Origin of the sequence: Leucobacter massiliensis (assembly GCF_002982315.1) — a bacterium.
Classification (GTDB): Bacteria; Actinomycetota; Actinomycetes; order Actinomycetales; family Microbacteriaceae; genus Leucobacter; species Leucobacter massiliensis.
Genome location: NZ_MWZD01000017.1, coordinates 723,445 through 748,758 on the forward strand (window position 1 = coordinate 723,445; position 25,314 = coordinate 748,758).

Consider the following 25,314-nt stretch of genomic DNA (forward strand, 5'->3'; position numbering starts at 1 on the left):
ACGAACCTCTGGCGCGGGACACTAGACTCGTGCTCATGGAGCAGCGTGTCGCGATCGGGATCGACGTGGGCGGCACCGGCATCAAGGGCGCCGCAGTCGACCCCGCCACGGGAGCCCTGCTCGGGCGGCGGCACCGGGTCCCCACGCCGCCCGGCGGGCGCCCGGAGGCGATCGCGGCGGAGGTCGGCGCGATGGCGGCCGCGATCCGCACCGAGCTGGGCGCGGCGGACGGCGGTGCCGGAGCGGAGGCCGTCGCCGGTGCGCCCATCGGCGTCACCCTGCCGGGAGTGGTGCGCGAGGGCGTGATGCTGACGGCCGCGAACGTCGATCCCGCCTGGATCGGCCTCGACGCCGCCGCGCTCTTCAGCCGGGTGACGGGAGCGGCCTGCACCGTGGTCAACGACGCCGACGCCGCGGGCATCGCCGAGACCGCGTTCGGTGAGGTGCGCGGCCTTCCGGGCGTGACCGTGGTGCTCACCTTCGGCACGGGGATCGGTTCGGCGATCGTCTGCGACGGCGTGCTCGTGCCGAACTCCGAGCTGGGGCACCTGGAGCTCGACGGACACCCCTCCATCGAGCGCCACGCCTCGGCGAAGGCGATCGAGCGCGAGGGCATCTCGCTGGAGGCGTGGGCCGCCCGTGCCGCCCGCTACGTCGCCCACGTGGAGCGCCTGCTCAATCCGGACCGCTTCGTGCTCGGCGGCAGCATCAGCAAGGCCGCGGACCGCTACCTGCCGTTCCCGGGAGTGCGCGCGCCGGTCGCCCCGGCGACGTTCCGCAACAACGCGGGCATCGTGGGCGCCGCCCGGCTCGCCGCCTCCCGGCCGTAGGGTGTGCCTGCTGAATCCTGCGCCTGCTGCGCGGCCCTTGGCGGCCCGTCTTGCCGCGTAGTCGCCGTCGGCTTCGCCACCAGTCGCTCGTCCCTGGGCGCAACGGCCTCCGTCCTGCCTCGCCGCAGCATCCGTCCCTGCCCCGTTCCGCCCCCGGGTGCTGCGCTGTGACACCGGCGCAGCACCCGGGGGCGGAACGGGGCAGGGACGGATGCTGCGGCGAGGCAGGACGGAGGCCGTTGCGCCCAGGGAGGGCCTCGGGGTGCTCCGCCTCCTCCGCCGCGAGGGCGTCGAGCAGGCGCAGTCCGCGGCGGGCCCACGCGATCTCGGCGTCCGCGCGGGCGATCTTGCCCTCGTAGGCGAAGCGCTTGAAGGCCGCGCTCCGATCCCAGTCCGAGCGGTCGATCACCTCGAAGCGCCGCAGCAGCGAAGCGCTCGAGCGGTCCTGGATGTCGTTCGCCTGCCGTTCCGCGCTTCGCCGCGCCTCGGTGAAGAAGGCGATGTGCTCCTCGAGCCTGGCCCGCGCCGACTCGAGGGTGCCGTACTCGAAGTAGGCAGCGATCAGGTGCGCGTGGTCGCGCTCGGGGCTGTAGCGCAGCGGCGTCTCCTGCCACTCGCGCAGCGCCGCCCGCCCCGCGTCGGTGAGGGAGTACTGGGTCTTCGTCGACTGCTTCGTGCCCCAGGGCACCGCCTTCGCGTCGAGCAGCCCCTCGGCCTGCATGCGCCGCAGCTCCGGGTAGATCTGCGAGTCGGGGGCGTGCCAGAGATGGCCGACCGAGCTGTGGAAGTGCTTCACGGCGTCGTAGCCGGTGATCGGCCCGCCGGAGATCAGGGCGAGGAGCGCGGATCGCAGGCTCATGTCGGGTGCTTTCTTCGGGGTCGGGTTCGGGATCGGCTCCGCGCGGGCGCGGGGCGACGGTCGGGGACCTCCGCCCAGCGTAGCCCGAGCGGGTGCGCTATGCTCGCCCAATAACTATCTATATAGTTATTGGGCCGGGATCTGGGCCCGGCAGACACGAAGGAGTGCACCCATGACCGTCGAGGCGTCATCGACATCCACCGCCAAGCTGCTCACGTACCCGCGCAACGCCTGGTACGTGGCCGCCTGGGATCACGAGCTGACATCGAGCGGGATCCTCTCCCGCACCATCGCCGGCCGCCCACTCGCGCTGTATCGCACGCAGGACGGCCGGCCGGTGGCCCTCGCAGACGCCTGCTGGCACCGTCTCGCGCCGCTCTCGCAGGGCAAGCTCGTCGGCACGGACGAGATCCAGTGCCCCTACCACGGCCTGCGCTTCAACTCGGCCGGCCGCTGCACGGGCATGCCCGCGCAGGAGACGCTCAACCCCTCCGCGCGCGTGCCCTCCTTCCCCATCGTCGAGCGCTACCGGTACCTCTGGGTCTGGCTCGGCGACCCGCTGCTCGCGGACCCCGCCACGATCCCCGACATGCACCAGCTCGACTCCCCGGAGTGGGCCGGCGACGGCGAGACGATCGCCGCGCCCTGCAACTACCAGCTCGTGCTCGACAACCTCATGGACCTCACGCACGAGGAGTTCGTGCACTCCTCCTCGATCGGGCAGGAGGAGCTGAGCGAATCGGAGTTCTTCGTCACCCACGACGCCAGCACCGTGACGGTCACCCGCTGGATGTTCGACATCGATGCGCCCCCGTTCTGGCTGAAGAACATGCGCGACAAGTTCCCCGGTTTCGAGGGCAAGGTCGATCGCTGGCAGATCATCCACTACACCTACCCGTCGACCATCTGCATCGACGTCGGCGTCGCGGAGGCCGGCACCGGCGCCTTCGAGGGCGACCGCTCGCGCGGCGTGAACGGCTACGTCATGAACACGATCAGCCCCGAGCACGACCGCAGCTCGCACTACTTCTGGGCGTTCATGCGCAACTACCGCCTCGACAGCCAGCTCATCACGACCCAGCTGCGCAACGGCGTGCACGGCGTCTTCGGCGAGGACGAGGCCATGCTGAAGGCGCAGCAGGAGGCGATCGACGCGAACCCCGACTACGAGTTCACCCACCTGAACATCGACGCGGGCGGGATGTGGGTGCGGCGCCTGCTGGAGCGGGCGCTGGAGGCCGAGGGCCGCGGCACGGGGAAGCCGCAGGAGTACCGGCTGACGGCGAGCGCTGCGCGAGCGGCCGCCGCCGCGGTGGTCGGGGCGTAGCGCATGGCCGACAAGCACATCGAGTGGCAGGACGCCACGGTCGTCGAGTCGGAAGAGATCGCGGAGGGGATCCGGCGCATCGTGCTCGCGCCGGAGCGGCCGGTGCCCGCCCGGCCCGGTGAGCACGTCGACGTGGTCGTGACGCTCGGCGAGGGCCGCAGCGATGAGCGCTCCTACTCGATCGCGGGCGCCAGCGAGGGCGGTGAGCGGATTGCGCTGAGCGTCTTCCGGACGCCGGCCTCGCGCGGCGGTTCCGCGTACATGCACACCCTGCGTGCGGGGGACCGGATCAGGATCACCCGGCCGCTGCAGGACTTCCCCCTGCGCGTGGGAGCCCCGGGCTACGCGCTCGTCGCCGGCGGCGTCGGCATCACCGCGATCCGCGGCATGGCCTCGCTGCTGCGCCGGCTGGGCGCCGACTACACGCTGCACTACGTGGGGCACTCGCGTGAGCGCATGGCCTACCTCGACGAGCTCGCCGCCGAGCACGGCGAACGGCTCGTGCCGCACATCACCGAGGAGTCGGGGCGCATGGACGTCGACGGGCTGCTCGCCACCGTGCCCGCGACCGCGGAGCTCTACATGTGCGGTCCGATCCGGCTGATGGAGGCGATCCGGCGCGGCTGGGAGCGCAGCGATCGCGACATCACGGCCCTGCGTTACGAGACCTTCGGCAACTCGGGGTGGTTCGAGGCGGAGGCCTTCGAGGTGGAGGTGCCGCAGTACGGCGTGACCGTCGAGGTGCAGCCGAGCGAGTCGATGCTCGAAGCCCTGGAGCGGGCCGGCGTCGACATGATGTTCGACTGCCGCCGCGGCGAGTGCGGGCTGTGCGAGGTGCGCATCCTGTCGCTCGACGGGGCGGTGGATCACCGCGACGTGTTCTACTCCGAGCGGCAGAAGGCGCCGAACTCGAAGATGTGCTGCTGCGTCTCGCGCGTGATCGAGGGCGCGCCCGCGGTTCCGGGGTCCGTCCCGGGGGCGAGCGTCCCCGCCGGTGCTGGGGCCGGGGCCGCCGCGGCCGCAGGGTACCGGCCGGTCGGCCGGGGCTCCCGGGTGGTGGTCGAGGTGAGCTGAGCGCCGCCCCGGGGCGGTCCGTGACGGTCGGCGTGGATTTACACATTTGTGACGATCGTGCAACAATGGACGAAGTCTCCGAGTTTTCGGGGCACACTTGAAAGCGATCCGCCGCGCAGGGGGCGGGCGGATCCAGGTCAACGACGACTGCACTCCTGAGAGGTCTGTTCAATGAAGAAGAGAATCGCCGTATTCGGCATGTTCGCCGCAGCCGCACTCGCACTCGCCGGGTGCACGGACTCCGGCGCGAGCGATCCCGCAGCGACCGGCTCCGCGGGAGACTCAGGCGGCGAGCTGCGCCAGGTGCGCGTCGCCTCGCTGCCGATCAGCGACCAGATCGCGCTGCAGGTCGGCATCGACGAGGGCATCTTCGAGAAGCACGGCCTCGAGGTCGAGGTCGTGCCCTCGCAGGGCGGTGCCCAGGCGATCCCCGCCCTGATGAGCGGCGACATCCAGTTCGCCATCGGCCAGCCCTTCGGCCCGTTCCGCGCCGGCCTGCAGGATCTCGGCGTCACCGTCATCAGCAACTTCTCTTCGAGCCTCCCCACCGGCAAGGACGTGAACGCGGTCGTCGCGCTCGCGGACTCCGGCATCGAGCGCCCCGCCGACCTGGCGGGCAAGAAGGTGGCCGTGAACTCGCTCGGCGCCGCCGGCGACCTGACCATCAAGGCCGCGGTCGACGCGGACGGCGGCGACTCCTCCACGATCGAGTTCGTCGAGGTCGCCTTCCCCGACGCGGAGGCCCAGCTCGAAGCCGGCAACATCGACGCGGCGTGGGTCCCGGATCCCTTCATGTCCAAGATCGGCGCCGAGGGCACCATCGTGATGCACCCCTACCAGGAGGTGCTCCCGGGCCTCACGGTCCTCACGAACATCACGACCGACGAGCTCATCGAGAAGGACCCGGAGCTCGTGAAGGACTACGCCGCCGCCGTGGCCGAGGCGCTGGAGTTCACGCAGAACAACGACGACGCCGCACGCGCGGCGATCGTCAAGCACCTGGAGATCCCCGAGGAGGTCGCGGCCGGCATCACGCTCCCGACCTTCGACCCGGAGCTCGACATCGAGCAGATCGACGAGCTCGCGGATCTCGCCGTGAAGTACGGCTCGCTGGACACGAAGCCCGACATCGAGGCCATCTTCCAGCAGTACTGATCGAATCCGCCCAGCGGAGCCTCCCCGTCGCGCCCCTGCGCGCGCGGCGGGGCGGCCCCGCCGTGTCCGAAGGAGTGGCATGGCCACCGTCTCCACCTCCCCGCCCGGCGCCGGCGGACGCACCCTCGGCTCCCTGCGCAAGCCCCTGCTGGGACTGCTCGGGGTAGCCGCCTTCCTCCTCGCCTGGCAGGCGCTCCCCGCCACCGGCGCGGTCAACGCCGCTCACTTCCCCGGCGCCTTCGAGACGCTCGCGCGCCTCGCGGGCGAGGTCCGCGATCTCGAGTTCTGGCGCAATGTGGGGCGCACGCTCACCGCGTGGGCCATCGGCCTCGCGCTCGCCACCGCCCTCGCGCTCGTCCTCGGCACGATCATCGGCATGGTGCCGTTCCTGCGACGCGCCACCCACACCGTCGTCGAGTTCCTGCGGCCGATCCCCTCGGTGGCGCTGATCCCGCTCGCCGTGCTGAGCTACGGCATCTCGCTCCAGGCGGCGCTCGTCATCGTCGTCTTCGCGAGCTTCTGGCAGGTCTTCGTGCAGGTGCTCTACGGCGTCGCCGATGTGGACGCCGTCGCGAGCGACACCGCGCGCAGCTTCGGACTGCCCCGGAGCGAGCGCCTGCTGCGCCTCGTGCTGCCCACGGCGCTCCCCTACCTCATGACCGGCCTGCGGCTCGCCGCATCCGTCGCGCTGATCCTCGCGGTCACCGCCGAGATGACGATCGGCAACCCCGGCCTCGGCAACCGGCTCATGCTCAACTACAGCAACGGCGACCAGGTGGGCGTCTTCGCGATCGTCATCGTGACCGGCCTCATCGGCCTCGTCGTCAACCTGATCTTCGGCGTCGTCGAGCGGCGAGCCCTGTTCTGGCACCAGTCCGTCCGTGGGGAGGACCCCGCATGACCCTCTACACCAGCACCGTCGTCGTGCCGCGGCAGCGCTCGCGGGTGTGGGCCAAGCTCGGCGAGAACACCGCCTTCGCCCTCGGCCTGCCGGTCCTGCTGCTCATCATCTGGGGCATCTGGGGCACCCTCGCGCCCGGCAAGTTCTTCCCCGGGCCCCTGACCATCCTCGACGCATTCGTGCAGACGTGGGTCGGGCCGGCGTTCTTCGCGGACGTGCTGCCGAGCCTCGGCCGTCTCGTGCTCGGCATCCTGCTCTCGGTCGCCGTCGGCGTGATCGCCGGCGCGATCATCGGACGGGTGCGCTGGCTGCGCGAGCTGACCACGCCCGTGCTCGAGTTCTTCCGCGCGATCCCGCCGCCCGCCCTCATCCCGATCATCGCCGTGCTCATCGGCGCGACCGACTCGATGAAGGTCGTCGTGATCGTGGCGGGAGCCATCTGGCCGGTGCTGCTGAACACCATCGACGGCGTGAAGGCCACCGACTCGGTGATGCAGGAGACCGCGCGGTCCTTCTCGCTGAGCCGGGCGGAGCGAGTGCGCTACCTGATCCTGCCGGCTGCGAGCCCGCGCATCATGGCGGGGGTGCGGCAGACCCTGTCGATCGCCCTGATCCTCATGGTGATCTCGGAGATGTTCTACTCCTCGTCGGGGCTGGGCTACCGGATCGTGTTCTTCCAGCGCAACTATCTCGTCGCTGAGATGTGGAGCGGCATCGTGCTGCTCGGCCTCGTGGGCGTGCTGCTCGCGGTGGTATTCGGATTCGTGGAGCGGCGCGTGCTGCGCTGGTACCACGGGACAAGGGAGGTGGAGCGTGGCTGACACGCTGCTGCGGGTCGAGCACCTGCGCAAGGTCTACGAGTCTTCGACCGGGAGCGTCGAGGCGATCGGCGACATCGACTTCGAGATGCGCCGTGGCGAGCTGATCTGCATCGTCGGCCCCTCCGGCTGCGGCAAGACGACGCTGCTGAAGTGCATCTCGGGGCTGCTGAAGCCCACGAGCGGCAGCGTCACGCTCGACGGCAAGGCCGTCACCGGGCCGCCGCCGAACATGGCGCTCGTGTTCCAGGAGTACGGCCGCAGCCTCTACCCGTGGCTCACGGTGCGCGGCAACGTCGAGCTGCCGCTGCGCCACAAGAAGCTGCCGAAGGCCGAGATGCGCCGCATCGTCGACGACGCGCTCGTCGCCGTCGGGCTCGACCACGCCGACACGAAGTACCCGTGGCAGCTCTCCGGCGGCATGCAGCAGCGCGTCGCGATCGCCCGCGCCGTGGCCTATCAGCCGGAGGTGCTCATCATGGACGAGCCCTTCGCTGCGGTCGACGCCCAGACGCGCGCCGACCTCGAGGACCTCGTGCGCAAGCTGCACCTGGAGCGCGGCATGTCGATCCTGTTCGTCACCCACGACATCGACGAGTCGGTGTACCTGGGGGAGCGGGTCGTGGTGCTCTCGAAGTCGCCGACCTGGGTGCAGGAGGATCTCGTCATCGACCTCTCCTCCGAGCGCGACCAGATCACGACGCGCGCGCTGCCGCGCTTCACGGAGCTGCGCACGCACGTCTACGAGCAGATCCAGCGGGCGAAGCTCGGTGACGCCGTCCGCCGATGACGCGTGGTAGAACTGGTGCTATGAGTGCGACGGGTGCGGCCACCGGTTCCCGGCCGGTGCCGCCCCCCACGCACCCGCGGCGCCTCGTGCTCGCCCTGATCGGCGAGCTGCGGCTCGACGGGCTCGACGGGCCCTACCGCGCGGTCGATCTCGTGTGCATCCTGGAGCGAGCCGGCGTCACCCGGCCGGCGGCGCGGGCGGCGCTGGACCGCTTCGTGCTCCACGGGCTCCTCGAACGGGATCGCGCCGAGCGCGGCGTCGTCTACCGGCTCACCGCCGCGGGCCGCGAGGTGATCGACCAGGGCTCCGCGCGCGTCCACGCGGGGGAGCCCTTCGCGCCCGGCGGGGAGGGCTGGACGATCGTGACGTTCTCGGTGCCCGAGGGCCGTCGCGGCCTGCGGCACCGCCTGCGCTCCGCGCTCACCTGGGCGGGGTTCGCGGCGCTGCGCGACGGCGTCTGGGTGGCGGCGGGGGACCGCGATCCGGAGTACGCGCTCCGCGCTCTGCGCGACGAGCTCGACGACTCCGACATCGTCGCCTTCCGCGCGCAGGAGCTGCCGGCGTTCCCGATGGGCGGGCGCGTGCAGGGCGCGTGGGATCTCGACGAGGTGCGCGCCGCGCACGAGCGCTTCCTCGAGCAGTGGGGCGAAGCCGGTCCCGAGGTGGCCGAGCTCGAACCGCTCGTGGGGCGCACGCTGCTCGTCGCCGACTGGCTCGCGCTGCTGCGGCGGGACCCCCGTCTCCCCGAGCACTACCTCGGCGAGGACTGGCCGGCCCCGCGATCGCTCGCGGTGTACCGGGAACGGCGTGCCGAGTTCGGCGGCGCGGCGGGACCGGCGGCGCGGGAGGCGCTCCGCGCGACGGGGTGATCGCGGGTGTTCGGGGCCGAAGGACGCGCCCCGGCGACGGAGCCGGGGTGTTCGCAATCCGCACACGAGAGAATAGGACGGACACCATGAGTGGAACGACGACGGAGTCGGCGCGGCTCATCGAGCCCTCGGTCTTCGAGGGCCGCATCTTCATCGACGGCGCCTGGGTCGATGGCGCGGGGGGCAGCATCCCCTCCGTGGCCCCCGCGACGGGGGAGACCCTGGCCCGAGTGGGGCTCGCCGGGCCGGACGATGTGCGCCGCGCGGCGCAGAGCGCGGCCGCCGCCCAGCGCGAGTGGGCCGCGCTGCCCCACCCGGCCCGGGCGGCCGTGCTCCGCCGAGCCGGAGCGCTGTGGGAGCAGTACGCGGAGGAGATCGGCGGCTGGAACATCCGCGAGGTGGGGGCGATCCCGCCGCTCGCCGGTTTCGCCCTGCACGTCACGGCGTCCGAGTGCTACGAGGCGGCCGCGCTGCCCTCCGCGCCGCTCGGCTCGATCCTGGCGAGCGAGGAACCGCGCATCTCGCTCGCCGAGCAGGTGCCCGTCGGCGTCGTGGGCGTGATCTCCCCGTTCAATGTGCCGCTGATCCTGGGCATCCGGGCGGTGGCCCCGGCGCTCGCGCTCGGCAACGCCGTGCTGCTGAAGCCCGACCCGCGCACCGTGATCACCGGCGGCGTCGCGATGGTCCGCATCTTCGAGGAGGCCGGACTGCCCGCCGGCCTGCTGCAGCTCGTGCCCGGCGGGGCCGAGGTGGGCGAGGCGCTCGTCACCGAGCCGCTCGTGCGGGTGATCGCATTCACGGGTTCCACCCGTGCCGGGCGCAGCGTGGGCGAGCTGGCGGGGCGGCACCTGAAGCGGGCGCACCTTGAGCTCGGCGGCAACTCGGCCTTCATCGTGCGCGAGGACGCCGATGTGGACCAGGCCGTCAACCTCGCCACCTGGGGCGCCTACCTGCACCAGGGGCAGATCTGCATGACCGTGGGCAGGCACATCGTGCACGAGTCCATCTTCGACGAGTATGTCGAGAAGCTCGCCGCGAAGGCCGACTCGATGGTGGTCGGCGATCCAGCCGCGGGGCAGGTGCATCTCGGGCCGCTGATCGACGAGACCCAGCGGGACCGCGTGCACGGGCTCGTGGAGCGGGCGGTCGCCGCGGGCGCGCGGCTCGCGGCTGGCGGAAGCTACGAGGGCCTGTGCTACCGCCCGACGGTGCTCGTCGATCCGCCGCGCGATGCGGAGGCCTTCTGCGAGGAGGTCTTCGGCCCGGTCGCGTCCGTGGTGCGCTACGCGAGCGACGACGAAGCGGTCGAGATCGCGACGGACACGGAGTACGGGCTGTCGCTCGGGATCGTGAGCCGTGACGCGCTCGGCGCGCTGGAGCTGGCCCGCAGGATCCCCACGGGCATCGTCCACATCAACGATCAGACGGTCAACGACGAGGCGAACGCGCCCTTCGGCGGCGTGGGCGCCTCGGGCACGGGATCTCGCCACGGCGGCGTCGCCGCGAACGTCGAGGCCTTCACCGAGACCCGGTGGATCACCCTGCGCCGGGAGCCCGGCCAGTACCCGCTCTGAGCGCCGCGGCGGATTCCTCCGGCGGATCCCGGCGGGCCGGGCTCCGCTCCTGATCCCCCGCACGCGCACCGCCCCCGACCCCTCAGCGGGCCGGGGGCGGTGCTGTGCGTACGGGTGATTCGCCGTCGGATCTGGCGCCCGGCTTGACGGCGGCGCATCTGCGCGTAACATGGACGTACCGGTTAGTACATTAGCCGGAAACGCACCGCCCAGACGCGAAGGAGCGCCATGCCCGCACCGGAAGCCCAGCCCGCCGTGCTGGCCGGTCTCGTCGGAGACGGCGTCACGCCCTCGCTCACCCCGCCGATGCACATGGCTGAGGCCCGGGCGCAGGGCCTCGCCTACGTCTACCGCCCCATCGACCTGCCCGGCCTCGGACTCCGCCCCGAGCAGCTTCCCGAGGTGCTCGACTGGGCGGAACGCCTCGGATTCACCGCGCTCAACATCACCCACCCCTGCAAGCGTGCCGTGCTCGAACTCCTCGACCGCGTCGATCCCGTCGCCGCCGCGCTCGGCGCCGTGAACACCGTGCTCTTCACGCCCGAGGGCCGCGCCGGCTTCAACACCGACACCACCGGCTTCGCCGCCGCCTTCCGCGCGGGCCTGCCCGGCGCGGCCCTCGGTCACGTCACGCAGCTCGGGGCCGGAGGCGCCGGCTCCGCCGTCGCCGACGCGCTGCTGCGACTGGGAGCCAGACGGCTCACCCTCGTCGACATCGATCCCGGACGCGCCACCGCGCTCGCCGCCGAGCTCGCCGAGCGCCACGGCGCCAGGGTCGAGCCGGCCTCCCCCGCAGGCGTCGCCGAGGCGCTCGCCCACAGTGACGGCCTCGTCCACTGCACGCCGCGCGGCATGCGCGCCCACCCCGGAGCCCCCATCGACCTCGGCCTGCTGCGCCCCGGGCTCTGGGTGGCCGACATCGTCTACCGTCCGCTCGACACGGAGCTGCTGCGCGCCGCCCGCTCCCTCGGCTGCGCCACCCTCGACGGGGGCGGAATGGCCGTGTTCCAGGCGGTCGACGCCTTCCGGCTCATCACCGGCCGGGAAGCCGACCCGGCACGCATGCTGCGCAGCTTCCGCTCGCTCATCGACCTCGAAACCCACCCCCACGACTAGGAGACCTCAGCCGATGTCAACGACGACACCCGACGCAGCCCCCGCGAAAACCCCCGTGCGCGCGGCGCTCGCCAGCTTCATGGGCAGCGCCGTCGAATACTACGACTTCTTCATCTTCGGCACCGCCGCCGCCCTCATCTTCCCGAGCGTGTTCTTCCCGAGCGGCGATCAGGCGGCCCTCGTGATGTCCCTCGCGACCTTCGGCTTCGCCTACGTCGCCCGCCCGGTCGGGGCGGTGATCCTGGGCCACCTCGGCGACCGCGTGGGGCGCCAGCGGATCCTCATGTTCACGCTCGTGCTCATGGGCGCCGCCACCTTCATCATCGGCTGCCTGCCGACCTTCGAGCAGATCGGCTGGCTCGCCCCCATCCTGCTCGTGCTGTGCCGGCTCATGCAGGGCCTGTCCGCCGCGGGCGAGCAGGCCGGCGCCTCCTCGATGACCCTCGAGCACGCGCCCGACCACCGGCGCTCCTTCTTCACCTCCTGGACGCTCTCGGGCACCCAGGGCGGGCAGATCCTCGCGGCCCTCGCCTTCCTGCCCATCACCCTGCTTCCCGACGACAGCGCCTTCAAGTACGAGTGGGCCTGGCGGATCCCGTTCTGGCTGAGCGCGGTCGTCGTGGTCGTCACCTTCTACATCCGGCGCACGCTCCACGAGCCGCCGGCGTTCGAGGAGGCCAAGGCGGAGGGCCGCCTCGCGAAGATCCCCTTCGTCGAGCTCATGCGCGACCACTGGCGAGATGTGCTGCGCGTCGTCCTCTGCGCGTTCATCGCGGCCGTCTCCACCGTGTTCGGCAACCTCGCACTGGCCTACGGCAAGGAGGTCGGGCTGGCCGAGAGCCTCACCCTCTGGCTCGTGGTCGTCGCGAACGTCTTCGCGCTCGGCACCCAGCCGCTGTTCGCCATGCTCTCCGACAAGATCGGCCGCAAGCCGGTGTTCATCTACGGGGCGATCTCCTCGGCGGTCTTCATGCCCTTCTACATGCTGTCGATGAGCGGCGGCAGCACCCTCCTCACCTTCGCGCTGGCCGTGCTCACCTTCTCCTGCGGCTACGCCGCGGCGAACGCCGTCTGGCCGTCCTTCTACGGCGAGATGTTCCCCGCCCGCGTGCGCTTCTCCGGGCTCGCGATCGGCACCCAGCTCGGCTTCCTCATGGCCGGTTTCGCCCCGTCCATCGTCGCTGCCTTCGGCGGCGTGCAGCAGGGCGGCTGGGTGGTCATCTCGGCCTTCACGGCCGTGATCTGCCTGATCGTGACGCTCGCGGCGCTCACGGCGCGCGAGACGAAGGACGTGCCCACCGCGACGCTCGGCGTCAGGCTCCCCGCCGCCCCGGAGACGGCGCAGCGGTAGCCGCGCGCGGGCCGCGACATCCCGACACCCCATCCAGCAGCAAGGAGCTCCCAGACCGTGCACACCTCCATCGCCACCGTCTGCCTCTCGGGCGGGCTCACCCAGAAGCTCCACGCCTGCGCCGCCGCGGGATTCGACGGCGTCGAGATCATGGACTCCGACCTCACCGCGGCGTACGAGTCGCCCGAGGAGATCCGGGCGCTCTGCGCGCGACTCGGGCTGCGGATCGAGATGTTCCAGCCGATGCGCGACGTCGAGGGCGTCGATGCGGAGACCTTCGCGGACAATCTCCGGCGTGCCGAGGCGAAGTTCGAGGTGATGGAGCGCCTGGGAGCCGAGCTGCTGCTGCTGTGCAGCAACGTGGCGACCGCAACGGCCGACGACGACGAGCTCGTGGCCGCGCAGCTCGCGGAGCTCGCCGACCGGGCGGCCGCGCGGGGCATCCGGATCGCCTACGAGGCGCTCGCCTGGGGGCGCTTCGTGCGCGACTACCGGCACGCGTGGCGGATCGTGCAGCTCGCGGACCGGCCCAATCTGGGCCTCTGCCTCGACAGCTTCCACATCCTCTCGCTCGGCCTCGACCCCGCCCCCATCGAGGAGATCGACGGGGACCGGATCTTCTTCCTCCAGCTGGCGGATGCGCCCGAGATGGAGCTCGACGTGCTCTCCTGGAGCCGGCATCACCGGCTCTTCCCCGGGGAGGGGAGCTTCGAGCTCCCCGCCTTCCTGGGTCACGTGCTCCGCGCGGGGTATCGCGGCCCGCTCTCGCTCGAGGTCTTCAACGACGTCTTCCGCCAGACCGACCCGGTCGCGACCGCGCGCCACGCGCACCGCTCGCTGCGGTGGCTGGCGGACCGCGCCGCGGTGGCGGGCGGCTGGGAGCAGGACCGGCTCGAACCGCTCCAGCCGCCGCGGGGCGTCGACTTCGTCGAGATCGCGGGAGAGGATCTCTCGGACGTCGACCGCCTGCTGCAGCAGCTCGGATTCGATTTCGCAGGCGAGCACCGCAGCAAGCGCGTGCGCCTGTGGGAGGCGGGGGAGGCGCGGATCGTCCTCAACGAGCAGCACCGCGGATCCGAGGCCCGGCTCGCCGGAATCGGCCTGCGCGTCGACGACGCTGCTGCGGCCGTGCGGCGGGCCGGCGCCATCGGCGCGAGCGAGGCATTCCGGTGGACGCTGGAGGGCGAGCAGCGACTGCGCGGGGTCGAGGCGCCCGACGGCACGCAGTTCTTCTGGGACGACCGCGCCGGGCGCTCCTGGCGGGACGAGTTCGGCGGCGGCGAGCGGGGCGCCGCGGGGCTGCGCGGATGGATCGACCACGTCAACGTGGGCGCCGGGTGGGAGCACTTCGACGAGGCGGTGCTCTTCGCGACGAGCGTGCTCGGATTGACGGCGGAGACCAGCTCCGAACTGCCGGGACCGCAGGGCCTCGTGCGCAGCCAGGTGCTCCGCACCCCGGACGGCGCGGTGCGGCTCGCCTGCAATCTCGCCCCGCCCAGCGCTCCGGAAATGCCGCGGCACCTCGCGATCCGCGTCGAGGACGCCGCTGCGACCGCGCGGCTCGCCCGTGCCCGCGGCCTGGAGTTCCTGCCGATCCCGAGCAACTACTACGACGATCTGGAGGCGCGGTTCGCCCTCGGGCCCGAACGGATCGGCGAGCTGCGCGAGCTGGGCCTGCTCTACGACCGGGACGCCCACGGCTCCTTCGTCCACTTCTACACGCCCACGTTGGGAGGGGTGTTCCTCGAGATCGTCGAACGCCGCGGCGGCTACCCCGGATACGGCGCCGCCAATGCCCCCGTGCGCCTCGCGGCCCAGCGGGGCTGAGCGACGAGCGGTGGGGCACAATGGTGGGGTGAGCCACGGCACGGAACGACAGCGCGACGCGGAGCGGACCCGTGCCGAACTGCTCGCCGAAGCCACGCGGGCCTTCGCCGAATCGGGCTACTCCGGCACCCGGGTGGACGAGATCGCCGAGCGCACCCGGACCACGAAGCGGATGATCTACTACTACTTCGGTTCCAAGGAGGGGCTCTATCTCGCGGTGCTGGAGGCCGCCTACCGGGGCATCCGGGACGCCGAGCGCGAGCTGGAGGTCGGCGCTCTCAGTCCCGTCGAAGCGGTGCGCAGGATCGCGGAGATCACCTTCGACCACCACCTCGCCCACAGCGACTTCATCCGGCTGGTGGCCGTCGAGAACATCCACCACGGCCGCTTCATCCGTCAGATCCCCTCTATCCGGGAGGCGAACCAGCCCGCCCTGGGGCTGCTCGAGGAGGTGCTCGAGCGCGGCCGGGAGCAGGGAGTGTTCGCGGCAGGGATCGAGCCGCTCGAGGTGCACCTGCTCATCAGCTCCTACTGCGTCTTCCAGGTCGCGAACCAGCACACCTTCGGCTACATCTTCGGGGTCGAGTTCGAGGAGCCGCAGCGCCGCGAGCGCCTGCGGCGCATGATCGGCGACGTGGTCGTGGCGTGGCTGAGCGCTCCCCGGACCGCCGGCTGAGCCGCCGCGGCCGCACAGCCTATCGTCCCCGAGCGGCGGATGCCCAGGGCCCGCGGCGGGTGCCGCCCGCCCGGAGGCCGCGGGCTATGCTGGGCGTGGGCGGGCCGGCGTCGGCCCCGGCAACGGCAGACAGGACACGAGGTTCATGAGCAGCGCATCCGGCACGACCGAGCTCCGCGAAGCCATCGCGGCACTGGATCCCGAGACCAGGGGAGGCATCGAGCGCCTGATCGGGCAGCTCGACGCCGAGGACCTGCGGGAGCGGGAACCCCGCGACATCCTCGGCGCCGCCCGGTCGATGCGCGCCCTCGCCGCCTCGCGCCGGCCGCGGCAGACGCTCGTCGAGGCCTTCACCCCCACCCTGCGCGAACACGGGTGGACCTCGCGGCGCACCATCGTCAACATCTGCACCGACGACGCACCGTTCCTGGTCGACTCGGTCACGGCGGCCATCGCCCGGCAGGGGCTCTCCGTGCACCTGCTGATGCACCCCGTCGTCTCGGTGCGCCGCGACGACGACGGCGCGCTGCTCGAGATCGATGCGCACGGCGGGCAGCTGGAGTCGTGGATCCACCTCGAGGTCGACCGCGTGCCGACGGACGAGGGCCGTGACGAGCTGCTCCAGCGGCTGCGGGCCGTGCTCGGCGACGTCCACGCCGCCGTCGACGACTGGCAGGCGATGCGGCGCGCCTGCCTCGACATCGTGACGGACCTGCGCACCGCGGCCCCGCCCACCGTCGATCCGGGTGAGATCGCCCCCACGGTCGAGTTCCTCAACTGGCTCGCGGAGGACAACTTCACCTTCCTCGGATACCGCGAGCACCGGCTCGAGACCGACGCCGACGGCGAAGCGGTGCTGCGTCCCCTGCCGCACACGGGTCTCGGGATCCTGCGCAAGTCGACCACCGCCGTCGCCAAGCTCCGCCCGGAGGCGCAGCGCACCGCCCGCGACCCGCGCCTGCTCACCATCACGAAGGCCAACTCGCGGGCTACGGTGCACCGCGACGCCTACCTCGACTACATCGGCGTCCGCTCCTTCGACGAGGCCGGCAACGTCGTGGGCGAGCGCCGCTTCCTCGGCATGTTCACCTCCGTCGCCTACGCCGCCTCGGTGCTGACGCTGCCGATCGTGGGGAGCAAGGTGCGAGCCGTGCTGCAGGCCTCCGGTTTCAGCGTGAACTCCCACTCCGGCAAGGACCTCCTGCAGGTGCTCGAACAGTACCCCCGCGACGAGCTGTTCCAGGACACCCCCGAGCACCTGCTGGCCGTGGCCTCCGAGGTGAGCCGCCTGCGCGAGCGCCGCCGCTCGCGCATCTTCCTGCGCCGCGACGAGTTCGGCCGCTTCGTCTCTGCGCTCGTCTTCCTGCCGCGCGACCGCTACAACACGACGGTGCGCCTGCGCGTCGAGGCGCTGCTGCGCGAGACCTTCGGGGCGGAGCAGGTGGACCACACGACGAGGGTGGGCGACTCCCCGCTCGCGCAGCTGCACTTCGTGGTGCGGGTGCCGAAGGGCGAGTCGGTGCCCGAGGTCTCCGAGGCGGAGCTGCAGCAGCGGCTCGAGGCCGCGATCCGCAGCTGGGACCAGGCGCTCGTGGACGCGCTGCACGAGGCCAATGACGAGACGGAGGCCGCGCGGCTGCTGGGGCGCTACGGCAGCGCCTTCCCCGAGTCGTACAAGGAGTACGTGCCGCCCACGCACGCCCTCGGCGACGTCGCCCTCCTCGAAAGCCTCGACGCGGGGGCCGAGTTCGCCGTCCACCTCTACGCGCCGCAGGAGGAGGACCCCGCGAAGCGCTACCTCACGCTCGCGTCCCATCGCGAGTACCCGCTGACCCGGGTGCTGCCGCTCCTCACGGACCTCGGCGTCGACGTCGTCGACGAGCGCCCGAACACGATCTCCCTCCCGGACGGAGGCACCCGCTTCATCTCAGACTTCGGGCTCATCGCCCCCGACACGGAGCTGTGGGGGCGTCCCGAGTGGGGGGAGGCGTTCACCGAGACCTTCCGGGCGGTGTGGACGGGCAACGCCGAGAGCGACCGTCTCAATGCGCTCGTGCTGCTCGCCGGGCTGGACTGGCGGCAGATCGTCATCCTGCGCGCCATCAGCATGTATCTGCGTCAGATCGGCTCCGCCTTCTCGGTGGAGTACATCGAGCAGGCGCTCATCGCCAATCCGGGAATCGCTGCCGGGCTCGTGCGGCTCTTCGAGGCGCGCTTCGATCCGGCTGCCGGGGGCGACGGCGCAGCGGGCGAGGACCGGGACGCGCAGGCGGCCGAGCTGCTCGCGTCCCTGGAGGAGCGTCTCGACGCCGTGTCGAGCCTCGACCACGACCGGATCCTCCGCTCCATCGTCGGCGTCATCGAGGCCACGTGGCGCACCAACTTCTATCAGCGCGGGGCCGATGGGGAGCCGAAGCCGTGGGTGTCGATGAAGCTCGACTGCGCCCGCGTGCCCGGGCTGCCGAAGCCCCACCCGATGGCGGAGATCTGGGTGTACTCGCCGGAGGTCGAGGGCGTGCACCTGCGCTTCGGCAAGGTCGCCCGCGGCGGCCTGCGCTGGAGCGACCGGCGCGAGGACTTCCGCACCGAGGTGCTGGGCCTCGTGAAGGCGCAGATGGTGAAGAACGCGGTCATCGTGCCCACCGGCTCCAAGGGCGGCTTCGTCGCGAAGCGACTGCCCGCCCCGAGCGACCGCGCGGCCTGGCTGGAGGCGGGCAAGGCGGCGTACCGCACCTTCATCCGCGCCCTCCTCGACATCACCGACAACCGCGACGGCGCCGAGATCCTGCCGCCCGAGCGCGTGGTGCGCCGCGACGGCGACGACCCGTACCTCGTGGTGGCCGCCGACAAGGGCACGGCGTCGTTCTCGGACATCGCCAACGCCATCTCCGAGGAGTACGGATTCTGGCTGGGTGACGCCTTCGCCTCGGGCGGCTCCGCCGGCTACGACCACAAGGGCATGGGGATCACGGCGCGTGGCGCGTGGGAGTCGGTGAAGCGCCACTTCCGGGAGTTGGGCCACGACACGCAGAGCGAGGACTTCACGGCGGTCGGGATCGGGGACATGTCGGGTGACGTCTTCGGCAACGGCATGCTGCTGTCCGAGCACATCCGCCTCGTCGCGGCCTTCGACCACCGGCACGTCTTCGTCGACCCGGAGCCCGACGCCGCCGTCTCCTATGCCGAGCGCCGGCGGCTGTTCGAGCTGCCCGGCTCCTCGTGGGACGACTACGACCGCTCGCTCATCTCCGCGGGCGGCGGCGTGTTCCCGCTGACGGCGAAGTCGATCCCGGTGAGCCCGGAGATGGCGGAGGCGCTCGGCCTCGAGGCCGGGGTGCAGCGGCTGACGCCGGCCGAGCTGAAGCGCGCGGTGCTGCTCGCCCCGGTCGATCTGCTCTGGAACGGCGGCATCGGCACCTACGTGAAGGCGAGCGCGGAGACGAACGCCGAGATCGGCGACCGCGGCAACGACGCGATCCGCGTCGACGGGGCGGATCTGCGGGTGCGGGTCGTGGGCGAGGGCGGCAACCTCGGCGTCAGCCAGCGTGGCCGCATCGAGGCGGCGCTCGCGGGCGTGCGGATCAACACCGACGCGATCGACAACTCTGCGGGGGTGGGCACCAGCGACCGTGAGGTGAACATCAAGATCCTGCTCGGGGCCGTCGAGCGGGACGGCCGCCTGGACCGCGAGGCCCGCGATGAGCTGCTGCGGTCCATGACCGACGAGGTCGCGGTGCAGGTGCTGCGCGACAACTACGAGCAGAACGTGCTGCTGGGCAACTCCCGCGAGAACGCGGCCGAGATGCTGCCCTCGCACGCGCGGCTCATCCGGTGGCTCGAAGACCGCGACGAGCTCGACCGCGAGCTGGAGTTCCTGCCGAGCAGCGCGGAGATACGCACGCGGATCGCCGAGGAGCGGGGCCTCACGCGGCCCGAGTTCGCCGTGCTCGTCGCCTACGCGAAGCTCGCGCTGAAGGCCGATCTCGCCTCGACGGCGATCGCGGACGACCCCTGGTTCGCCCGCACGCTCGCCGAGTACTTCCCGGCGCCGATCCGCGACGCCTACGCCGATGACCTCGCCGCCCACCCGCTGCGGTCCGAGATCATCGTGAACTCCGTCGTCAACTCCATGGTGAACCGCGGCGGGATCACCTTCGCCTACCGGGCTGCGGACGAGACGGGTGCGTCGAGCGCGCAGATCGCGAGCGCCTACGTGGTGGCCAGGGAGATCTTCGCGCTGCGCGAGTTCGTCGTCGAGGTCGAGGCGACCGACAATGCGGTGTCGACGGCGGTGCAGACGGACCTGTACCTGAGCTTCCGGCGGCTGCTCGACCGGGCGACCCGGTGGTTCGTGCATCACCGTGCGGAGAGCCTGGACATCGGTGCGGAGATCGAGCTGTTCGGCGAGCCGGTGGCCCGGCTCGTGGCCGGGCTCGGGGACCTGCTGCGGGGCGATGAGCTGCGCCGCTTCGAGGCGCGCGTCGCCGAGCTGGAGGAGGCCGGCGTGCCGGCGCCGCTCGCCCGCCGCGGGGCGGGCCTGCTCGCCTCCCTCCCGGTGCTCGACATCGTGGAGCAGTCCCGCCTGCGCGGCCGGGAGCTCGACGAGGTCGCGGCGGTGTACTTCGAGCTCTCCTCCCGGATGCGCTTCGACGATCTGCTGAGCGGGGTGACCGCGCTGCCGCAGGACGATCGCTGGGGCTCGATGGCGCGCGCGGCGATGCGGGACGACCTCTACGCGGTGATGATCGAGCTCAGCTCCTCGGTGCTCGACCACACGGAGCCGGGCGAGGCCGGCGCGCGGATCGACGCCTGGCTGGAGCAGGTGACGCCCTCGGGGCGGCGCGTGCTGGGCGAGGCGCTCGACGCGGTGTGCGCGGGGTCGGGCGCGGGGCTCGCCACGCTCTCGGTCGCGCTGCGCCGCCTGCGGGCGCTCGTCCGCTGAGGCGGGTCCGCGGCGCACCGGGGCCCGCGCGTTCTGCCACTAGCGGAAGCGGGGCACCCGGGTTAAACTTGAGCCAGTAACGCTCAAGTTTGTGTCGCGGGTTCGCGCGCTGCGTACCGTCCGAGCCCGCCAGCAGCGGCGAGGGCCGTCCTCGTCCGCAGTCGGAGGAGGAACATGCAGGCCAATTGGACGCCCGCGCAGGGCGAAGGAGAACAGCAGTCGGCGCTCGAGCAGTTCGGCGTCAACCTCACGGAGGTCGCCCGCTCGGGCAAGCTCGACCCCGTGATCGGCCGCGACAGCGAGATCCGCCGGGTGAGTCAGGTGCTCACGCGGCGCACGAAGAACAACCCCGTGCTGATCGGCGAGCCCGGCGTCGGCAAGACCGCCGTCGTCGAGGGTCTCGCGCAGCGCATCGTCGCGGGCGACGTGGCCGAGTCGCTGAAGGACAAGGAGCTCATCTCGCTCGACATCTCCGCCCTCATCGCGGGGGCGAAGTACCGCGGCGAGTTCGAGGAGCGCATGAAGGCGGTGCTGCAGGAGATCAAGGATTCCGACGGCAAGATCATCACCTTCATCGACGAGCTGCACACGCTCATGGGCGCCGGCGGCGGCGAATCCTCGGTCGCGGCCTCCCAGATGCTCAAGCCCATGCTCGCCCGCGGTGAGCTGCGCCTCATCGGCGCGACCACGCTCGACGAGTACCGCGAGTACATCGAGAAGGATGCCGCGCTCGAACGGCGCTTCCAGCAGGTCTACGTGGGAGAGCCCTCCGTCGAGGACACGGTGGCGATCCTGCGCGGGCTCAAGGAGCGATACGAGGCGCACCACAAGGTGACCATCGCGGACTCGGCGCTGGTCGCGGCGGCGTCGCTGTCGAACCGCTACATCACGGCTCGTCAGCTCCCCGACAAGGCCATCGACCTGATCGACGAGGCGGCCTCGCGGCTCCGCATGGAGATCGACTCGGCGCCCGTCGAGATCGACGAGCTGCGCCGCGCCGTCGACCGCATGAAGCTCGAAGAACTCGCCCTGAAGAAGGAGAAGGACGCCGCCTCGAAGGAGCGGCTCGCGAAGCTGCGCGAGGATCTGGCGGCGCGCCAGCAGGAGCTGGACGCGCTGGAGGCGCGCTGGGAGCGCGAACGCTCCTCGCTGAACCGCGTCGGCGAGCTGCGCGAGAAGCTCGACCAGTTGCGCATGGAGGCGGAGGTGGCGCAGCGCGAGGGCAAGCTGGAGAAGGCGTCGAAGCTGCTCTACGGCGAGATCCCGGTGATCCAGAAGCAGCTCGTCGAGGCCGAGAACGCGGAGCTCGCGGGCGAGGTCGGCGGTGAGCCGCGCATGGTGAACGAGCAGGTCACCGACGAGGACATCGCGGGCGTGGTCGCGGCGTGGACCGGGATCCCGGTCGGCCGGCTGCTGCAGGGCGAGACGGAGAAGCTGCTCGCGCTCGAGAGCGAGCTCGGCAAGCGGGTCGTGGGGCAGGGCGAGGCGGCGCGCGCCGTAGCCGATGCCGTGCGCCGCACGCGGGCCGGGATCGCGGATCCGAACCGCCCGACCGGTTCCTTCCTGTTCCTCGGCCCGACGGGCGTGGGCAAGACGGAGCTGGCGAAGGCGCTCGCCGAGTTCCTCTTCGACGACGAGCACGCGATGGTGCGGATCGACATGAGCGAGTACGGCGAGAAGCACTCGGTCTCGCGTCTGGTCGGCGCCCCTCCCGGCTATGTCGGCTACGAGCAGGGCGGTCAGCTCACCGAGGCGGTGCGCCGCCGGCCCTACTCGGTGGTGCTGCTCGACGAGGTCGAGAAGGCGCACCCGGAGGTCTTCGACGTGCTGCTGCAGGTGCTCGACGACGGCCGCCTCACCGACGGACAGGGACGTACGGTGGACTTCCGCAACACGATCCTGATCCTGACCTCGAATCTCGGCTCGCAGTACCTCATCGACCCCGATATGGCGTGGGCCGAGAAGGAGAACGCGGTGCGCGAGACGGTGCGCCGCGCCTTCAAGCCGGAGTTCGTGAACCGGCTCGACGAGATGGTGATCTTCCACCCGCTCTCCGAGTCGGATCTGGCGCAGATCGTGGAGCTGTCGATCGACCGGCTGCAGGCGCGGCTGGCGGATCGGCGCCTCACCCTCGGGGTGACGCCCGAGGCGCGGGCCTGGCTCGCCTCCCGCGGCTACGATCCGATCTATGGCGCGCGGCCGCTGCGGCGGCTGATGCAGCACGAGATCGACGACCGGCTGGCCCGCGCGATCCTCTCCGGAACGGTGCGCGACGGCGACGCCGTGCGGGTCACGGTCGCGGAGGACGGCGAGTCGCTGGTGCTGGAGAGCGCGGGATCGGTGCCGAGCTCTGCCGAGGGGAGCGGCTTCGACGGCTCGGGCTTCGGCCGGGACGGCGGTCCGGACGACGTCATCGAGGCGGAACTGCTCGACGACTAGCCCCGCGGCTCGCGGGCGAGGAGCGGGTGCGGCCAGGCGGCGAGGGCGAGGGTGCCCAGTACGATCTGGACCGCGCCCGCGGTGAAGTAGATGGTGTGCAGCGGTGAGCGCCCGGGAATGATCAGCAGCTCCACGAAGATCCAGATCGTCATGACGAGGCCCGCGGCGATGTGCGCGCCGCGGGCCAGCGCGAAGCCCCGCCACTGCGCGAGGAGCGCGACCGCCTGGGATCCGCCCACCACCACGCCGAGAATGATCCCGGGCCAGAGATACGAGGTGAAGGGGCTGCCGTCGAGCCACTCGAGCGGCATCCCCATGCCGTCGCCGAAGACGATGGCGGCCGCACCGCCCAGGCACGAGAGCAGGCTGAACCAGGCGACGATCCCGAGCGCGATGCGGTACGCGCGCGAGAACAGGGATCGCCCCGTCCCGGGGGTCTCCGCCGCATCGCTCACGCTGACATGGTATCCGGCACCGCAATAGTGAGGGGAGCGGGGACGGACGGACCGGGGCCTCAGCGGGGCGCCGCGCGGCTCAGTCCCTCCGCGCCGGCTGTGCAGCGCCGCTCAGAAGCCGGCTCCGCCGCGCCCAGGCGGGACAGCTGGGACCTGCTTCGTCATCTCCCGTCAGAGTGTCGGAGGCCGCTGTTAGGGTGTGAGCACGATCGAAGGAGGAACGTACATGTCCAACACCACCCGCATCGGCAGCTCGGGGATCGAGATCGCTCCGCTCGCGCTCGGAGGCAACGTCTTCGGCTGGACCGCGGATCGCGACGACTCCTTCGCGGTGCTCGACGCCTTCCTCGCGGGCGGGGGCGATCTCGTCGACACCGCCGACGGCTACTCGCACTGGGCCCCGGGACACACGGGCGGCGAGTCGGAGACGATCATCGGTGAGTGGCTGGCCGCCGGCCGCAGCCGCGACTCGGTGGTCATCGCCACGAAGGTCTCCACGCATCCCGAGTTCGCCGGGCTGGCGGGCGACAATGTGCGTGCGGCCGCCGAAGCCTCGCTGCGCCGGCTCGGCACCGACCGCATCGACCTGTACTACGCTCACTTCGACGACCCGGAGACCCCGCTCGAAGAGACCGTCGCGGCCTTCTCGAGCCTGGTCGACGCCGGCAAGGTGCGCGCGATCGGCGTCTCGAACTACACGGCCGAGCGCATCGCCGAATGGTTCCGCATCGCGCGCGAGGGCGGGTATCACCTTCCCGTTGCCCTGCAGCCGCACTACAACCTCGTGGAGCGCGACTTCGAGACGAACGGTCTGCGGGAGGCCGCCGAACGCGAAGGCCTCGCGGTCTTCCCCTACTTCTCGCTGGCCAAGGGCTTCCTCGCGGGCAAGTACCGCGACTCGGCAGCGGGCTCCGCTCCCGGTGCGAGCCCGCGGGCCGGAGAGGCGCTCGACTACCTCGACGAGCGCGGACGGGCCGTGCTCGCGGCGCTCGACGACGTGGCAGCCGCGCACGAGGCGCCCGTCGCCGCGGTCTCCCTCGCGTGGCTGCGCGCTCAGCCCACGGTCGCAGCGCCGATCGCGAGCGCGCGCAACACCGAGCAGCTCACCGCGCTCCTCGCCTCCCTCAGCCTCGAACTGGGCTCCGAGGAGATCGAGAGCCTCACCGCCGCCTCCGCCTGAGGCCGCGGGTCCGCTCAGCGCCCGCCGCGGGCGAAGGCGAGCGCGCAGGCGTGGGCCGCGGCCTCCCCGAGCAGGCGCGGGGCCTCGGCGCGCAGCTCGTCGAGGCTCGCCGGCCCCTCGGCGATGGAGAACGCGGCGGTGATCCCGGCGCGTGCGCACTCCGCGGCCGAGAGGGCGCGGGATCCCGCGATCACGACCACCGGAACGCCGGGGGCCGCCTCGCGGAGCACCAGTGAGACCACCTTGCCGGCAAGCGACTGGGTGTCGACACGCCCCTCGCCGGTGATGACGAGCTCGGCCTCGGCGAGGGCTCCCGGCAGCCCGGCCGCCTCCGCGACGAGCGCCGCCCCCGGCAGCAGCTCCGCGCCGAAGAGCGCGATCGGGCCGGCCGCGAGGCCCCCGGCCGCTCCCGCCCCCGCGGCACCGGCTGCGTCGGATGTGTATAAGAGGTGTATAAGAGCCAGGCCCCGCACCCCGCGGCCCCGTCAGCGGATGATCCACATCGCAGGCGATCCGCCACCGGGCGCTCCGCACCCGTGACGGCACCCCCGAGAGGTCGATGCTCGCCAGCGCATCGAGGCCTCGCGCCCCCGGCGGCACCGCCCGCCCCGAGGCGTCGAGCAACTGCGCCCCCAGCGCCCGCAGCATCCCGGCGCCCCCGTCGCTCGTGGCCGATCCGCCCAGGCACAGCAGCAGCTCCTCGGCCCCGGCGTCGAGGGCCCCCAGCACCAGCGCCCCCACCCCGGCCGAGTCCGCGTCGAGCGGCCGGAGCGGCTGGTCCGCGACGTGGGGGAGCCCGTTGGCCTCCGCAGCCTCGACGATCGCCGTGCGACCGTCGGGGCTGATCCCGATACGTCCCTGGCGGGGTCGCCCCAGCGCATCCGTGGTCGCGAGCTCCACGAATCCGCCGCCCCAGGCGGCGACGAGGGCGTCGAGGGTGCCCTCGCCGCCGTCGGCGAGCGGAACCTCCACCACCCGCGCCTCGTCTCCCAGAGCCTGCCGCGCACCCGCGGCCAGCGCGGCAGCGGCCTCCGGCGACGAACAGCTCCCCTTGAGGGAGTCGGGGGCGATGACGACGGTGCGGGGTGCGGTGCTCATGCCTCCAGGGTAGGCGGGCGGCGGTCCCGGACC

General features: G+C 71.9%; 18 protein-coding genes and 2 pseudogenes. 16 read left to right on the forward strand and 4 right to left on the reverse strand.

Annotation, left to right across the window (positions count from 1 at the left end; all coding sequences use genetic code 11):
• Positions 1-35: 35 nt before the first annotated feature.
• The gene (ppgK, locus tag B4915_RS14950; RefSeq protein WP_105805653.1) at positions 36-830 is read left to right on the forward strand and encodes a polyphosphate--glucose phosphotransferase; all 795 of its coding nucleotides are present in this window, start codon (positions 36-38) and stop codon (positions 828-830) included.
• A gap of 625 nt (positions 831-1,455) precedes the next feature.
• Here the strand turns inward: ppgK and B4915_RS15060 are convergent.
• Positions 1,456-1,689, reverse strand: a pseudogene (locus B4915_RS15060) (PadR family transcriptional regulator); the annotation flags it as partial.
• Between the two features lie 172 nt (positions 1,690-1,861).
• Between B4915_RS15060 and B4915_RS10165 the strand changes: the two are divergent.
• From B4915_RS10165 to B4915_RS10230, 14 genes are all read left to right on the forward strand, one after another.
• Positions 1,862-3,016, forward strand: coding sequence for an aromatic ring-hydroxylating oxygenase subunit alpha (locus B4915_RS10165; RefSeq protein WP_105805654.1), 1,155 nt, complete (start codon positions 1,862-1,864; stop codon positions 3,014-3,016).
• A gap of 3 nt (positions 3,017-3,019) precedes the next feature.
• Positions 3,020-4,090, forward strand: coding sequence for a PDR/VanB family oxidoreductase (locus B4915_RS10170; protein ID WP_105805655.1), 1,071 nt, complete (start codon positions 3,020-3,022; stop codon positions 4,088-4,090).
• A 171-nt stretch (positions 4,091-4,261) separates the two neighbouring features.
• Positions 4,262-5,245, forward strand: a complete 984-nt coding sequence (locus B4915_RS10175; protein ID WP_105805656.1) for an ABC transporter substrate-binding protein — start codon at positions 4,262-4,264, stop codon at positions 5,243-5,245.
• Positions 5,246-5,324: 79 nt separating this feature from the next.
• Positions 5,325-6,146 carry an ABC transporter permease gene (locus B4915_RS10180; RefSeq protein ID WP_105805657.1) on the forward strand — a complete coding sequence of 274 codons (822 nt, stop codon included), beginning with the start codon at positions 5,325-5,327 and terminating at the stop codon, positions 6,144-6,146.
• Positions 6,143-6,967 (forward strand): ABC transporter permease, encoded by an 825-nt coding sequence (locus tag B4915_RS10185; RefSeq protein WP_105805658.1) that lies wholly within the window; start codon positions 6,143-6,145, stop codon positions 6,965-6,967. Before B4915_RS10180 ends, B4915_RS10185 begins: the two co-directional genes overlap by 4 nt.
• Positions 6,960-7,754 (forward strand): ABC transporter ATP-binding protein, encoded by a 795-nt coding sequence (locus B4915_RS10190; RefSeq protein ID WP_105805659.1) that lies wholly within the window; start codon positions 6,960-6,962, stop codon positions 7,752-7,754. The genes B4915_RS10185 and B4915_RS10190 overlap by 8 nt, the downstream gene beginning before the upstream one ends.
• Positions 7,755-7,774: 20 nt before the next feature.
• Positions 7,775-8,623, forward strand: coding sequence for a PaaX family transcriptional regulator (locus B4915_RS10195; RefSeq protein ID WP_181158537.1), 849 nt, complete (start codon positions 7,775-7,777; stop codon positions 8,621-8,623).
• 86 nt (positions 8,624-8,709) lie between these two features.
• A complete protein-coding gene (locus tag B4915_RS10200) occupies positions 8,710-10,197 on the forward strand; it encodes an aldehyde dehydrogenase family protein (RefSeq protein WP_105805661.1) in 1,488 nt (495 codons plus the stop codon).
• 228 nt (positions 10,198-10,425) lie between these two features.
• Positions 10,426-11,313: a shikimate dehydrogenase gene (locus B4915_RS10205; RefSeq protein WP_105805662.1), complete on the forward strand. Its 888-nt coding sequence runs from the start codon at positions 10,426-10,428 to the stop codon at positions 11,311-11,313.
• Positions 11,314-11,326: 13 nt separating this feature from the next.
• Positions 11,327-12,664, forward strand: coding sequence for an MFS transporter (locus B4915_RS10210; protein WP_105805663.1), 1,338 nt, complete (start codon positions 11,327-11,329; stop codon positions 12,662-12,664).
• Positions 12,665-12,721: 57 nt separating this feature from the next.
• A complete protein-coding gene (locus B4915_RS10215; protein ID WP_105805664.1) occupies positions 12,722-14,491 on the forward strand; it encodes a sugar phosphate isomerase/epimerase and 4-hydroxyphenylpyruvate domain-containing protein in 1,770 nt (589 codons plus the stop codon).
• A gap of 28 nt (positions 14,492-14,519) precedes the next feature.
• Positions 14,520-15,167, forward strand: a complete 648-nt coding sequence (locus tag B4915_RS10220; protein WP_245907431.1) for a TetR/AcrR family transcriptional regulator — start codon at positions 14,520-14,522, stop codon at positions 15,165-15,167.
• Positions 15,168-15,312: 145 nt separating this feature from the next.
• Positions 15,313-20,109: an NAD-glutamate dehydrogenase gene (locus tag B4915_RS10225; RefSeq protein WP_105805666.1), complete on the forward strand. Its 4,797-nt coding sequence runs from the start codon at positions 15,313-15,315 to the stop codon at positions 20,107-20,109.
• 174 nt (positions 20,110-20,283) lie between these two features.
• Positions 20,284-22,548, forward strand: a complete 2,265-nt coding sequence (locus tag B4915_RS10230; RefSeq protein ID WP_105805667.1) for an ATP-dependent Clp protease ATP-binding subunit — start codon at positions 20,284-20,286, stop codon at positions 22,546-22,548.
• Here B4915_RS10230 and B4915_RS10235 read toward each other — a convergent pair.
• The gene (locus B4915_RS10235) at positions 22,545-23,003 is read right to left on the reverse strand and encodes a hypothetical protein (protein WP_245907432.1); all 459 of its coding nucleotides are present in this window, start codon (positions 23,001-23,003) and stop codon (positions 22,545-22,547) included. The two genes, B4915_RS10230 and B4915_RS10235, sit on opposite strands and share 4 nt — an antisense overlap.
• Before the next feature lie 226 nt (positions 23,004-23,229).
• Between B4915_RS10235 and B4915_RS10240 the strand changes: the two genes are divergently transcribed.
• Complete coding sequence (locus tag B4915_RS10240) at positions 23,230-24,183, forward strand: aldo/keto reductase (RefSeq protein ID WP_105805668.1); 954 nt, start codon at positions 23,230-23,232, stop codon at positions 24,181-24,183.
• Positions 24,184-24,197: 14 nt separating this feature from the next.
• Here B4915_RS10240 and B4915_RS15035 read toward each other — a convergent pair whose 3' ends face one another.
• Both B4915_RS15035 and B4915_RS15040 read right to left on the reverse strand, forming a co-directional pair.
• Positions 24,198-24,656, reverse strand: coding sequence for a glycerate kinase (locus tag B4915_RS15035; protein ID WP_281258208.1), 459 nt, complete (start codon positions 24,654-24,656; stop codon positions 24,198-24,200).
• A gap of 55 nt (positions 24,657-24,711) precedes the next feature.
• Positions 24,712-25,281: pseudogene (locus B4915_RS15040) on the reverse strand (glycerate kinase); the annotation flags it as partial.
• Positions 25,282-25,314: the final 33 nt, after the last annotated feature.